A 12,364-nucleotide genomic window follows, 5' to 3' on the forward strand; every position below is an offset into this window, starting at 1 on the left:
CGGGGGCGCGCCGCTGAGGGTGGTGGTCATGAGCATCCAGCCCGTACAGGCATTCGAACCGCCGTACCTGATGGCGGTCTTCACCAGCGTGCGCACCTCTGAGGACGCAGACAGCGGCTACCTGGAGACGCTCGCCCGGATGGGCGAGATCGTCCGCGCGAACCCGGGCTTCCTCGGCTACGAGTCCGCGCGCAACCCCGGCGGCCTGGGCATCACCGTCGCCTACTTCCGCGACCACGCCTCCCTCACGCAGTGGCGGGAGGACCTGGAGCACCAGGCGGCCATGAAGGCGGGCCGCGCCCAGTGGTACGAGAGCTACACCCTGCACGTCGCGACCGTCGAGCGGAGCCACGGCTTTGTCCGCAACGGCTGAGGCGGTCCGCGCCTTCCGGGAACGGCTCGCACTGCCCGGACTGGTCGACGTGCACACCCACTTCATGCCCGAGCGGGTCCTCGACAAGGTCTGGGACTACTTCGACGCGGTCGGCCCGCTGACGGGCGTCGAATGGCCCATCACCTACCGGCACGAGGAAGAACAGCGCGTCGCGCTCCTGCGGGAGTTCGGGGTCCGGGCCTTCACCGCCATGCTCTACCCCCACAAACCGGCGATGGCCGCCTGGCTCAACGCCTGGTCCGCCGACTTCGCCGCACGCACCCCCGACTGCCTGCACACCGCGACCTTCTACCCGGAGGAGGGCGCGAGCGCGTACGTCGGCCGCGCCGTCGACGCCGGGGCCAGGATCTTCAAGTCCCATCTGCAGGTCGGCGGGTACGACCCGAACGACGGCCTGCTGGACGCGGTGTGGGGGCTGCTCGCCGACGCCGGGGTCCCCACGGTGATCCACTGCGGTTCGGGACCCGTCCCGGGCAAGCACACCGGGCCCGAACCGATCGCCCGGCTGCTGGCCCGCCATCCGCGGCTGCCGCTGGTCATCGCCCACATGGGCATGCCCGAGTACACGGACTTCCTCGACCTCGCCGACCGTTACGACCAGGTGCGCCTCGACACCACCATGGCCTTCACCGACTTCTCCGAGCAGTTCAGCGGCTTCCCGCAGGAAGAGCTCGGCAGGCTGGCGGACCTCGGCGACCGGATCCTCCTCGGTACCGACTTCCCGAACATCCCCTACCCGTACGAGCACCAGCTCGCCGCTCTCGAACGGCTCGGCCTCGGGGTCGACTGGCTGCGCGCGGTCTGCCACGACAACGGAGCACGCCTCTTCCGCCTCGACGGCTGAGCGGCCTTTCTCAGGAGATTCACAGGAAGGGACAAGAACGCTCTCAGAGGTACCGGCCAGCGTGGTCGCATGACTGCGACGACCACTTCCCACGCGTCCACGTCCACCGGCAACCCCGCGGCCCTGGTGCGGCCGGACGGCGGCCCCTGCCGGGTGCTCGTCGTCGACGACGAGGCCTCGCTCTCCGAGCTGCTGTCCATGGCCCTGCGCTACGAGGGCTGCCAGGTCCGCAGCGCGGGAGACGGGGCGGCCGCGGTGCGGGCGGCGCGGGAGTTCCGGCCGGACGTAGTGGTCCTCGACATCATGCTTCCGGACATGGACGGACTGGCCGTCCTCGGCCGGCTCCGCCGGGAGCTCCCGCAGGTTCCCGTGCTGTTCCTGACCGCGCGGGACTCCGTCGAGGACCGGATCGCGGGTCTGACGGCGGGCGGCGACGACTACGTCACCAAGCCGTTCAGCCTGGAAGAGGTCGTGGCGCGGCTGCGCGGGCTGGTCCGGCGTTCGGGCGCGGCGCAGGCGGCGCGCGGAGGCTCGGTGCTGGCCGTCGGTGACCTGCGGCTCGACGAGGACAGCCACGAGGTGACCCGGGCCGGCCAGGAGATCCACCTGACCGCCACCGAGTTCGAGCTGCTGCGCTACCTGATGCGCAACCCGCGGCGCGTGCTCAGCAAGGCGCAGATCCTGGACCGGGTCTGGTCCTACGACTTCGGCGGCCAGGCCAACGTGGTCGAGCTGTACATCTCCTACCTGCGGCGCAAGCTGGAGAGCGGCCCCGGACTGCCGTCCATGATCCACACCCGGCGCGGGGCCGGCTACCTGATCAAGCCGGCCGACTAGTGCCGATCCGCCCGCCCGGCAGGCCCCGCACGCCCCGCGCACCCGGCGCCCCCGTCACGCCCCGCAGGGCCCGTACGTTCCGCAGCGGCCGCACGTTCCGCCTGCGACCGTCTCGGCGGCTGCCGTGGCGGCGGCCCTGGTCGCTGCGGGCCCGGCTCGTCTTCGCCGCGGTCGCGCTGATCGCCGTGGTCGGCGCTGCCATCGGCACGGTCACCACCCTCGCCCTGCGCTCCTATCTGGTGGGACAGCTGGACGAAGAGCTGCACACGGCCGTGAGCATGGCCGCCCGTGGTCCCGGCGCGGCCAAGGCGGGCCGCGACGGCAGCCTCGCCTTCGTCCTGGCCCCCGGCACCCCGCTGGGCACCGCAGGGATCCGCCTCGACCCGGACGGCCAGGCCACGGGCGCCCGCAGCGTTCCGGCCGAGGGCCCCGACCGTGACCACCGGGTGTCGCTCACGCCCGCCCAGACCGAGGCCCTCGTCCGGGCCGCCAAGAAGCTGGGCCCCGGCACGGGCAGGGGTCCGGCCGACGTGGACCTGCCCGGGCTCGGCGCGTACCGGCTGCTCACCGCTCCCGACGGCAGCCTGGCCCTGGCCTTCCCGCTGGCCGGGGTCGACCGCACCGTGGGGACCTTGGTCGCGGTGGAGGTCTGCGTCACCCTGGCCGGTCTGATCGCGGCCTCCCTGGCAGGGCAGGCGCTGGTCGGGGTGGCCCTGCGCCCGCTGCACCGGGTGGCCGCCACCGCCACCCGGGTATCCGAACTCCCCCTGCACAGCGGCGAACCCGCACTCCACGAACGGGTCCCGGACGCCGAGGCGGACCCCCGGACCGAGGTGGGCCAGGTCGGCGCGGCGCTGAACCGGATGCTGGGCCACGTCTCCTCCGCGCTCACGGCCCGCCAGCAGAGCGAGACCCGGGTACGGCAGTTCGTCGCCGACGCCAGCCACGAGCTGCGCACCCCGCTCGCCTCGATCCGCGGATACGCCGAGCTGACCCGGCGGGGACGGGAGGAGCCGGGCCCCGACACCCGGCACGCCCTCGGCCGCATCGAGTCCGAGGCGACCCGGATGACCGGCCTGGTCGAGGACCTGCTGCTGCTGGCCCGGCTCGACGCCGGCCGCCCGCTGTCCCGCGTCGACACCGACCTCGCGCCCCTCGTCGTCGACGCCCTCAGCGATGCGCGGGCCGCCGGCCCCGGCCACCACTGGCGGCTGCGGCTCCCCGACGAGCCCGCGCCGGTGAGCGCCGACCCGGCCGGGATCCAGCAGGTCCTGGTCAACCTCCTTGCCAACGCCCGGACGCACACCCCGCCCGGCACCACGGTCACCGCCCATGTTTCACGTGAAACATCCGCCGTCCGGCTGCGGATCGAGGACGACGGCCCCGGCATCCCGCCCGCCCTGCTCCCCCACGTCTTCGAGCGCTTCGCCCGCGGAGACGCCTCCCGTTCCCGGGCGGCGGGCTCCACCGGCCTCGGGCTCGCCATCGTCCAGGCCGTGGTGGGCGCACACGGCGGCCGGGTCGACGTACGGAGCGAGCCCGGCCGGACCTGCTTCGAGGTGCTGCTGCCGCTGGCCGCTCAGCACCCGGCCTGCGCGGACCCGGACTCACAGACGGGGCACAGGCTCACCACACAGCGGTGACAGGGCGGCCCGCGAGGGTCGACGCATGTCAACCGACGCCTCTCCCGGTGCCCTTCCGGCACGGGCGCCCCTCGCGCCCGTGCCCGGTGAGCCCGTCCTCGACGTGGTGATCCCGGTCTTCAACGAGGAGAAGGACCTCGGCCCCTGTGTGCGCCGCCTGCACGGGCACCTCAGCCGGACCTTCCCCTATCCCTTCCGGATCACCGTCGCCGACAACGCCAGCACCGACCGCACCCCCGAGATCGCGGCCGCCCTCGCGGCCGACCTCGACGGCGTACGCAGCACCCGGCTGGAGGAGAAGGGCCGCGGCAGGGCGCTGCGCACCGTGTGGTCCGCATCCGAAGCGCCCGTCCTCGCCTACATGGACGTGGACCTCTCCACCGACCTCAACGCCGTCCTGCCGCTCGTCGCGCCGCTGATCTCCGGCCACTCCGACCTCGCCATCGGTACCCGTCTCGCCCGGTCCTCACGGGTGGTGCGCGGAGCCAAGCGGGAGTTCGTGTCGAGGGCCTACAACCTCCTGCTGCGCTCCTCCCTCGCCGCCCGGTTCAGCGATGCCCAGTGTGGGTTCAAGGCCATCCGCCGCGAGGTCGCCGAGCGGCTGCTCCCGCTGGTGGAGGACACGGGCTGGTTCTTCGACACGGAACTGCTCGTCCTCGCCGAGCGCGCCGGACTGCGGATCCACGAGGTCCCGGTGGACTGGGTGGACGACCCGGACTCCACCGTCCACATCGTGCGGACGGCCACCGAGGACCTCAAGGGCGTCTGGCGCGTCGGCCGGGCCCTCGCCGTCGGCGCGCTCCCGCTCGACCGGCTCGCACGGCCCTTCGGCGACGATCCGCGCGACCGCACCGCCGTACCCGACGTGGAGCGCGGGCTGCCCCGCCAGCTCCTCGGCTTCTGCGCCGTCGGGGTCCTGTCCACCCTGCTCTACCTGCTGCTCTACACCGCGTTCCGGGCCGGGACCGGATCGCAGCTCGCCAATGCCGGCGCCCTGCTGCTCTCCGCCGTCGCCAACACCGCCGCCAACCGCCGGCTCACCTTCGGCGTCCGCGGCAGCCGCAGGGCCGTACGCCACCAGGCCCAGGGCCTGGTGGTGTTCGCCATCGGCCTGGCCCTGACCAGTGGTTCCCTCGCCGCCCTCGACGCGGCCACGGCGGACCCCGGGCACAGCACCGAGCTGGCCGTCCTGATCACCGCCAACCTTGCAGCCACCGTGCTGCGGTTCCTGCTTCTGCGCGCCTGGGTCTTCCCCGAGCGCCGCACGGCCCATCCGAAGACGTCGATCACCGAGGAGGGCCGATGACCACGGCCGTACCCACCGCCATCACCCCACCCGCGCCCCGCCGGGCCGCCACCGCGGCGGCCGTCGGGCGCCCCGCCTGGGAACGGCCCGCTCTCGCCGCGCTGCTGCTCGGCACCGCCGTGCTGCTGCTCTGGGACCTGGGAGCCTCCGGCTACGCCAACTCCTTCTACTCCGCGGCCGTGCAGGCGGGCAGCGAGAGCTGGCAGGCCTTCTTCTTCGGCTCCTCCGACGCCGGGAACTCCATCACCGTCGACAAGCCCCCGGCCGCCCTGTGGCCGATGATGCTGTCCGTCCGGCTCTTCGGACTGGGCTCCTGGCAGATCCTCGTGCCGCAGGCGCTGATGGGCGTCGCCACCACGGGCGTGCTCTACGCCGCCGTCCGACGCCAGTTCGGCCCGGCCGCGGCACTGCTGAGTGGGACCGCCTTCGCGCTGACGCCGGTCGCCGCGCTGATGTTCCGCTTCAACAACCCCGATGCGCTGCTGACCCTGCTGCTGACCGTCACGGTCTACTGCCTCCTGCGCGCCCTCGACGGGGCGCACACCCGCTGGCTGGTGTGGGCCGGGGTCGCGGTCGGGTTCGCCTTCCTCACCAAGACCCTCCAGGCCTTCGTGATCCTGCCGCCGCTCGCCCTGCTGTACGCCGTCTGCGCGCCGACCCGGCTGCGCAGGCGTCTGGGCCAGCTGCTGCTCGCCGGGTGCGCGATGGTGGCGGCCGGGGGCTGGTGGGTGGCCGTGGTGGAACTGTGGCCCGCGGACTCCCGCCCGTACATCGGCGGCTCGCAGACCAACTCCTTCCTGGAGCTGACCCTCGGCTACAACGGCCTGGGCCGGATCAACGGCAACGAGACCGGCAGCGTCGGAGGCGGCGGCGGTCCCGGCGGCGGCGGTGGCGGCGGGTGGGGCGAGACCGGCATCGACCGGTTGTTCTCGGCCAACATCGGCGGTCAGATCTCCTGGCTGCTGCCCGCGGCCCTGGTCCTGCTGGTCGCCGGACTCGTGGTCACCTGGCGGGCGGGCCGGGCCACCGACTCGCTGGAGAGCATGGCGCGGGCGGCCTTCCTGGCCTGGGGCGGCTCGCTGCTGATCACCGTGCTCGTCTTCAGCTACATGCAGGGCATCTTCCACGAGTACTACACCGTGGCCCTGGCCCCCTTCGTGGCGGCGCTGATCGGGATGGGCGTCGCCGTGCTCTGGGAGGAGCGGGGCAGCCTGGCCGCGGCGCTGACCCTGTCGGCCGTGCTCGTGCTGACCAGCGTCTGGTCGTACGTGCTGCTCGGCCGGGCCGAGGGCTACCTGCCGTGGCTGCGCTGGGCGGTCCTGGCGGCCGGGCTCCTCGCGGCCGCCGCGCTGGCGGCGGGCTCCCGGGCGGGCGGGATACGGGCACTGCCCGCCGTGGCCGCGCTCGGCCTGGCAGCGGCCCTGGCCGGCCCCTTCGCGTACTGCCTGACCACGGTGAGCACGGGTCACACGGGGTCCATCGTGACCGCGGGCCCGGCGGTGGCGGGCGGCCGGGGCGGACCCGGCGGGATGATGCGCTTCGGCGGCCCCGGAGGCGAGCTGCCGCAGGGCGGCCAGGGCGGCCAGGGCGGCCAGGGCGGCCCCGGCGCCGCGGGCGCCGCGGGCGGAGCACCGCAGGGGCGGCCCGGCCAGGCGATGCCGAACGGCCAGGCGGCCCCGGACGGCCAGGCGGCCCCGGACGGCCAGGGCGGTCCCGGCGGCCGGGACGGCCAGGGAGCGCAGGCCGGCCAGGCAGGGCGCGGCTTCGAGCGGGCCGGCGGCGGCCAGGGAGGCCCGGGCGGGCTGCTGGGCGGAACCCGGGTCGGAGCAGAGGCCGTGGCGGCCCTGCGCGCCGACGCGGACCAGTACACCTGGGCGGCGGCCGGAGTCGGCTCGCAGAACGCGGCGAGCTACCAGCTGGCCTCCGGCGAACCGGTGATGCCGATCGGCGGTTTCAACGGGAGCGACCCGTCGCCGACGCTGGAGCAGTTCCAGGCGTACGTGAAGGCCGGGCGGATCCACTACTTCATCGGCCAGGGAGATCAGGGCGGCCAAGGCGCCCAGGGTGAACAGGGCGGCCAGGCAACGGGGAACGGACCCGCCGTGCGCCAGGGCGGCGGCGGACCCGGCGGCGGCACCAGCAGCGCCATCGAGAGCTGGGTGAAGGAGAACTTCACCGCGCGGACGGTCGGCGGAGCCACCTTCTACGACCTCACCGCACCCAAGGCCTGACGGGCGGTCCGCCCGACGGTCCGGGCCGATGGGGGCGCGACCCATCGGCCCAGGCCGGATCCCACTCCTCGTGCCGGCCCGCGCCCTAGGATCAAGGGGGCGCACCCGGGCATTCCGGGCTCAATCCTGGGCATCTGAGGAGGGCTTCCCCATGGTGACCGCGGCCGATCCCGGTGAGACCCGGACCAGCGTGTGGCTGGCGACCCGCCCCACCAGACGCCGCAGCGAGGCACCTTCCGGCCTCGACCGGGAGCGGATCATCGAGGCCACCGTGCGGCTCCTCGACACCGACGGGCTGACCCGGTTCTCCATGCGGCGGCTCGGCGCGGGGCTCGGGGTGACCGCGATGTCCCTGTACTGGTACGTGGACACCAAGCACGACCTGCTCGAACTCGCCCTGGACCGGGCCCTGGGCGAACTGGTCCTGCCCGAGCCGGGCACCGCAGGGGGAGCGGGAGACGCTGGCTGGCCCGGCGGACTGCGGGCGCTCGCCCGCGGCTACCGCAGGCTGCTGGCCGACCACCCCTGGGTGGCTCCGCTCACCGCGGCCTACCCGAACCTCGGCCCGCACGCCCGCGCCTTCGACGGAGCCCTCCAGCAGCTCCTCGACGCCACCGGTCTGACCGGTGCCGCCCGGGCGGGCGCCCGTCTGGCCGTCTCGCAGTTCCTGCACGGCTGCGGAGGGGCGGCCCGGCGGGCTCCCGAGGCCGAATTCTGCTTCGCGGTCGACGTCCTGGTCGCGGGCATCGAGGCGAAGGCCACCGCCTGAGCCCGCGGATCGCGGGGCCGGGCGGTGGCCTCAAGGGTCCGGACGTTCCCGGGTCAGCTCCGGGGAGCCGCGTCCTTCGTCGTGGCCGTGGCCGCCGCCACGGTCACTTCCGCCGGCACTGCGGCCGCCGCGGGTGCCGTCAAAGGCTCCTCGTCGGAACCGGCCGCCGGGGCGTGCGCCGAGGGCTTCGACTTCAGTGCGACCTCCTTGATGAACAGCACCAGCACCAGGCCGAGCAGCGCGAAGGGTGCGGCGTACAGGAAGACGTCGCCGACGCCGTGCCCGTACGCGGACTCCACGACCTCGCGGAACGGCGCGGGCAGCTTGTCGAGGTCGGGGATGCCGCCCCCGGCGGTGCCGCCGTGGCCCATCGCCGCCGCCTTCGGGCCGAGCGCGGCCAGCCCGTCCTGGACGTAGTGGGTGACCCGGTTGGCCATGACCGCACCCAGTGCGGAGACGCCCATGGCGCCGCCGAGCGAGCGGAAGAAGGTGACGACGGAGCTGGCGGCGCCCAGGTCCTCGGGCGCGACCTGGTTCTGGGTGGCGAGGACCAGGTTCTGCATCATCATGCCGAGGCCGAGGCCGGTCAGCGCCATGTAGACGGCGATGTGCCAGTACGGGGTGTCGTAGCGCAGAGTGCCCAGCAGGCCGAGTCCGGCCGTCAGGAGCACGCCGCCGGAGACCAGCCAGGCCTTCCACCGGCCGGTCTTGGTGATCACCTGGCCGCTCACGGTGGAGGAGACGAAGAGTCCGCCGATCATCGGGATCGTGAGGACCCCGGACATCGTCGGGGACTCGTTGCGGGCCAGCTGGAAGTACTGGCTGAAGAACACGGTCCCCGAGAACATCGCGATGCCCACGAACAGCGAGGCCGCGGAGGCGAGGGTGATGGTCTTGTTGCGGAACAGCCGCAGCGGGATGATCGGGTCGCTCGCCCGGGACTCGACGAGCACGAAGAGCAGGCCGAGCAGCACGGCGCCGCCCGTCATCGCCCAGGTCTGCCAGGAGACCCACGCGTAGGAGTCGCCGGCCTGCGTGACCCAGATCAGCAGCAGCGAGACGGCCCCGCTGATGAGGAAGGCGCCCAGCCAGTCGACCTTCACGTCGCGGCGCACGACCGGGAGGTGCAGGGTCTTCTGGAGCACGATCAGCGCGATGACGGCGAAGGGCACGCCGACGTAGAAGCACCAGCGCCAGCCGAGCCAGGAGGTGTCGGTGATGACGCCGCCCAGCAGCGGGCCGCCGACGGTGGCGACGGCGAAGACCGCGCCGAGGTAGCCGCTGTACCGGCCGCGTTCGCGCGGGGAGATCATCGCGGCCATGACGATCTGGGCCAGGGCGGACAGGCCGCCGACCCCGATGCCCTGGACGACGCGGCAGGCGATGAGCATGCCGGTGTTCTGGGACATGCCCGCGACGACCGAGCCGAGGACGTAGATCACCAGGGCTATCTGGACCAGCAGCTTCTTGCTGAAGAGGTCGGACAGCTTGCCCCACAGGGGGGTGGCCGCGGTCATCGACAGCAGGGCGGCGGTGACCACCCAGGTGTACGAGGACTGGGTGCCGCCGAGGTCGCCGATGATCTGGGGCAGGGCGTTGGAGACGATCGTGGACGACAGGATCGCCACGAACATGCCGAGCATCAGCCCGGACAGTGCCTTCATGATCTGCGGGTGGGTCATGGACGTGCTGTCGGACGTCGTCTCCGACCGGCCGTCGCCTCCCCGCACACCGGTGGGTGTGGTGGTCGTAGCCATGTGGTTCCTCAGTTCTAGAAGCTCGATCGGAGTCGGGCCAGCAGGGTGTTCAGTACGTCGATGTCCTGGGCCGACCAGTCGGCCAGCGCTCTTTCCAGGGCGTCCGTGTAGCGGGCGCCGAGCTCGGTGAGGAGCGCGCGCCCGGCCGGGGTGAGCCGCAGGATCCGGCAGCGTCCGTCGCCGGGGTCGGCCTGACGCTCGATCCAGCCGCGGTCGGCCACGTGGGCCACGTGGCGGCTGGTGACCGAGATGTCGATCGCCATGTACGCGGCCAGCCGGCTGAGCCGCATCTCGCCGTGCCGGTCGAGCACGGTGAGCACGGCGGCGGCGCCGGGCGGGCAGTCCGGGGGCAGGATGCGGGCGAGGTCACGCTTGACCGCGCCGATGCCGGTGAGCTGGCGGGCCAGTTCCCGGTACCGGCCGTCGGCGGTCGGAGCAGGGGAAGCGGTCACCTGGCAGCCCTCCATCTTGTTGCTTAGGGCAACCATAGAAGCGGATGGTTGCTACAGGCAAATGAATCAGGGGGGTGGGGCGGTAAAGGAATCGGAAAACCGGCTAGGGTCCTGCTCCATGGCTGCGAACCACAACTCACAGGCCCCCGAGGGTAACCACGACCCGGCGGGCAGCACTCAGATGTTCCGGGCGTTCGTCGAGGAGGCCGCACCGGTCAGGCAGGCCGGCCCGGGAGCCCGCCAGCAGCGCCGCGCGGAGCAGCAGGCCGGCTCGAAGAAGGGCATGTGGCTCGGGGTGACCCTCGGGCTGGCCCTGCTCTTCGGCGCCGCGCTCTGGGTCGTCCTGCACTGACCCGCGCGGCGCCTCAGCTCCAGGCGGCCGTGACCTTCCGGGTCTCCACGTGCATGCCCAGCGGGACGCGCCAGGCCTCCACGCACACCGTGTAGGTGTGCGTCTTGGCTCCCGTGCCCGGTACGGGTGCGGGGAGCGGCTGGGTCGTGGTGATCGTGGCCCAGTCGACCCCGAGGGCGCCGATGATGTGCGTCGCGAAGCTGACCGTGCCGGAACGGGCCGCGGTGGTACCGGTGTTGGTGAAGGTGACGGTGACCAGTTCGCACCAGCGGTCGGCCGCGGCGGACCGCACGGGTGTGGACAGGCTCAGCCGGGCCGGTGTGGCCGGTGGCGGCGCGGGCGGCGTGGTGCCGGGCCGGGTGGCCGGGCCCGAAGGCGTACCGGGAGCGCCGGGAGTGCCCGGCCCACCGGACGCGCCGGGGGTCACGGAACCGCCGGAGCTGCCCGAACCGCCGGAGCCGCCCGTACCGCGACCGGGTCCCTGCGTGGTGCCGGGTGCGGCTGCGGAGCCGCCCGGGGCGGAGGATCCCGGGGTGCCGGGCGACCCGCCGGACGGCCGGCCCGCGGGCGCACCCGCCTGTGCGCCGTCCGTGGGTCCGGGCGGGGCCTCCGCGGAGGCCGACGATCCGCCCGCCGCGGACGGGCCGCCGAGCTGCTGGAACTCCACAGGGCCCTGTGGCCCCACGTTCTCCCCCGCGCCCCGCTCGGGGCCCGGGGCGGCGGCGCCCACGGCGACGTAGCCGTCCTGCGGCGGTCCGCCGCAGCCGGTGAGGGCGGCGGCGGTGGCCGTGCAGCACAGGGCGAGGAGGGCGGCCGTACGGGATCCCGTTCGCATCGCGCCAGTTTTCCTGACGCTCCGTCAATTGGGAAGCCCGTCCGGGCGCCCGTCCCGTGTCACTCCCCGATGAGTCCCACGCGCAGCTGGGCGAGCGTCCGCGTGAGCAGCCGGGAGACGTGCATCTGGGAGATGCCGACCTCCTCGCCGATCTGGGACTGTGTCATGTTCGCGAAGAACCGCAGCATGATGATCTGCCGTTCCCGGGGCGGGAGTTTGGCGAGCAGCGGCTTGAGCGACTCGCGGTACTCGACGCCCTCCAGTGCGGTGTCCTCGTAGCCGAGACGGTCCGCGAGCGAGCCCTCGCCGCCCTCGTCCTCCGGGGAGGGGGAGTCGAGCGAGGAGGCGGTGTAGGCGTTGCCGACGGCGAGCCCGTCGACCACGTCCTCCTCCGAGACGCCGAGCACGGCCGCGAGCTCGGGGACGGTCGGCGAGCGGTCCAGCTTCTGGGCGAGCTCGTCGCTGGCCTTGGTCAGCGCCAGGCGCAGCTCCTGGAGCCTGCGCGGGACGCGCACGGACCAGGAGGTGTCCCTAAAGAATCGTTTGATCTCGCCCACGACGGTCGGCATCGCGAACGTCGGGAACTCGACGCCGCGTTCGCAGTCGAACCGGTCGATCGCCTTGATCAGGCCGATCGTGCCGACCTGGACGATGTCTTCCATCGGCTCGTTGCGGCTGCGGAACCGGGCTGCGGCGTACCGCACCAGCGGCAGGTTCAGCTCGATCAGGGTGTCGCGTACGTACGCCCGTTCGGGGCTGTCCGCGTCCAGGGCGGCAAGTCGCTGGAAGAGGGAGCGGGAGAGGGTGCGGGTGTCGATGGCTTCCGAGCGGACAGGCGCTGCAGGTGCTGCCGGAGCCGGGCTCTTGACGAGCGTGAGCACCTTGGAGCTGCCCTGGTCTACGGACATGCCACCCCCTTGAGGTCGCGGACGGTCGCGTACGGC

11 protein-coding genes and 1 pseudogene are annotated in these 12,364 nt (G+C 73.3%); 8 read left to right on the forward strand and 4 right to left on the reverse strand.

From position 1 onward, the window contains the following. The first annotated feature begins 28 nt into the window (after positions 1–28). The 7 genes from IO30_RS0110235 to IO30_RS0110265 all read left to right on the forward strand — a co-directional run bounded on the left by IO30_RS0110235 (position 29) and on the right by IO30_RS0110265 (position 8,024). A complete protein-coding gene (locus IO30_RS0110235; protein ID WP_031141489.1) occupies positions 29–373 on the forward strand; it encodes an antibiotic biosynthesis monooxygenase family protein in 345 nt (114 codons plus the stop codon). After that, positions 357–1,238, forward strand: a complete 882-nt coding sequence (locus IO30_RS0110240; protein ID WP_031141492.1) for an amidohydrolase family protein — start codon at positions 357–359, stop codon at positions 1,236–1,238. The genes IO30_RS0110235 and IO30_RS0110240 overlap by 17 nt, the downstream gene beginning before the upstream one ends. Before the next feature lie 69 nt (positions 1,239–1,307). Then, positions 1,308–2,075, forward strand: a complete 768-nt coding sequence (locus IO30_RS0110245; protein ID WP_031141494.1) for a response regulator transcription factor — start codon at positions 1,308–1,310, stop codon at positions 2,073–2,075. Continuing rightward, on the forward strand, positions 2,075–3,718 hold the full coding sequence (locus tag IO30_RS0110250; protein WP_373316477.1) for a sensor histidine kinase: 1,644 nt from the start codon (positions 2,075–2,077) through the stop codon (positions 3,716–3,718). The genes IO30_RS0110245 and IO30_RS0110250 overlap by 1 nt, the downstream gene beginning before the upstream one ends. Positions 3,719–3,743: 25 nt before the next feature. After that, a complete protein-coding gene (locus IO30_RS0110255) occupies positions 3,744–5,024 on the forward strand; it encodes a bifunctional glycosyltransferase family 2/GtrA family protein (protein WP_031141498.1) in 1,281 nt (426 codons plus the stop codon). Next, a complete protein-coding gene (locus IO30_RS0110260) occupies positions 5,021–7,255 on the forward strand; it encodes an ArnT family glycosyltransferase (protein ID WP_031141501.1) in 2,235 nt (744 codons plus the stop codon). Before IO30_RS0110255 ends, IO30_RS0110260 begins: the two co-directional genes overlap by 4 nt. Positions 7,256–7,406: 151 nt before the next feature. Next, positions 7,407–8,024, forward strand: coding sequence for a TetR/AcrR family transcriptional regulator (locus IO30_RS0110265; RefSeq protein WP_051859373.1), 618 nt, complete (start codon positions 7,407–7,409; stop codon positions 8,022–8,024). Between the two features lie 74 nt (positions 8,025–8,098). Here IO30_RS0110265 and IO30_RS0110270 read toward each other — a convergent pair. Next, positions 8,099–9,706: pseudogene (locus IO30_RS0110270) on the reverse strand (MDR family MFS transporter); the annotation flags it as partial. 89 nt (positions 9,707–9,795) lie between these two features. Next, positions 9,796–10,248, reverse strand: a complete 453-nt coding sequence (locus IO30_RS0110275) for a MarR family winged helix-turn-helix transcriptional regulator (protein WP_051859374.1) — start codon at positions 10,246–10,248, stop codon at positions 9,796–9,798. Between the two features lie 103 nt (positions 10,249–10,351). On the opposite strand from IO30_RS0110275, the gene IO30_RS0110280 reads away from it, so the two are divergent. Continuing rightward, positions 10,352–10,585 carry a hypothetical protein gene (locus tag IO30_RS0110280; protein WP_031141509.1) on the forward strand — a complete coding sequence of 78 codons (234 nt, stop codon included), beginning with the start codon at positions 10,352–10,354 and terminating at the stop codon, positions 10,583–10,585. 13 nt (positions 10,586–10,598) lie between these two features. On the opposite strand, the gene IO30_RS0110285 is transcribed toward IO30_RS0110280, so the two are convergent. Both IO30_RS0110285 and IO30_RS0110290 read right to left on the reverse strand, forming a co-directional pair. After that, positions 10,599–11,420 (reverse strand): hypothetical protein, encoded by an 822-nt coding sequence (locus tag IO30_RS0110285; protein WP_031141511.1) that lies wholly within the window; start codon positions 11,418–11,420, stop codon positions 10,599–10,601. A 59-nt stretch (positions 11,421–11,479) separates the two neighbouring features. Further along, positions 11,480–12,328 carry an RNA polymerase sigma factor SigF gene (locus tag IO30_RS0110290; RefSeq protein ID WP_031141513.1) on the reverse strand — a complete coding sequence of 283 codons (849 nt, stop codon included), beginning with the start codon at positions 12,326–12,328 and terminating at the stop codon, positions 11,480–11,482. Positions 12,329–12,364 lie beyond the last annotated feature (36 nt).

Origin of the sequence: Streptomyces xanthophaeus (genome assembly GCF_000725805.1) — a bacterium.
GTDB lineage: Bacteria > Actinomycetota > Actinomycetes > Streptomycetales > Streptomycetaceae > Streptomyces > Streptomyces xanthophaeus.

Excerpts from the sequence above, each read along its gene's own strand:
- IO30_RS0110235 (WP_031141489.1), top strand. The coding sequence starts at position 29 with ATGAGCATCCAGCCCGTACAGGCATTCGAACCGCCGTACCTGATGGCG.
- IO30_RS0110245 (WP_031141494.1), top strand. The coding sequence starts at position 1,308 with ATGACTGCGACGACCACTTCCCACGCGTCCACGTCCACCGGCAACCCC.
- IO30_RS0110255 (WP_031141498.1), top strand. The coding sequence starts at position 3,744 with ATGTCAACCGACGCCTCTCCCGGTGCCCTTCCGGCACGGGCGCCCCTC.
- IO30_RS0110260 (WP_031141501.1), top strand. The coding sequence starts at position 5,021 with ATGACCACGGCCGTACCCACCGCCATCACCCCACCCGCGCCCCGCCGG.
- IO30_RS0110265 (WP_051859373.1), top strand. The coding sequence starts at position 7,407 with ATGGTGACCGCGGCCGATCCCGGTGAGACCCGGACCAGCGTGTGGCTG.
- IO30_RS0110275 (WP_051859374.1), bottom strand. The coding sequence starts at position 10,248 with ATGGAGGGCTGCCAGGTGACCGCTTCCCCTGCTCCGACCGCCGACGGC.
- IO30_RS0110280 (WP_031141509.1), top strand. The coding sequence starts at position 10,352 with ATGGCTGCGAACCACAACTCACAGGCCCCCGAGGGTAACCACGACCCG.
- IO30_RS0110285 (WP_031141511.1), bottom strand. The coding sequence starts at position 11,420 with ATGCGAACGGGATCCCGTACGGCCGCCCTCCTCGCCCTGTGCTGCACG.
- IO30_RS0110290 (WP_031141513.1), bottom strand. The coding sequence starts at position 12,328 with ATGTCCGTAGACCAGGGCAGCTCCAAGGTGCTCACGCTCGTCAAGAGC.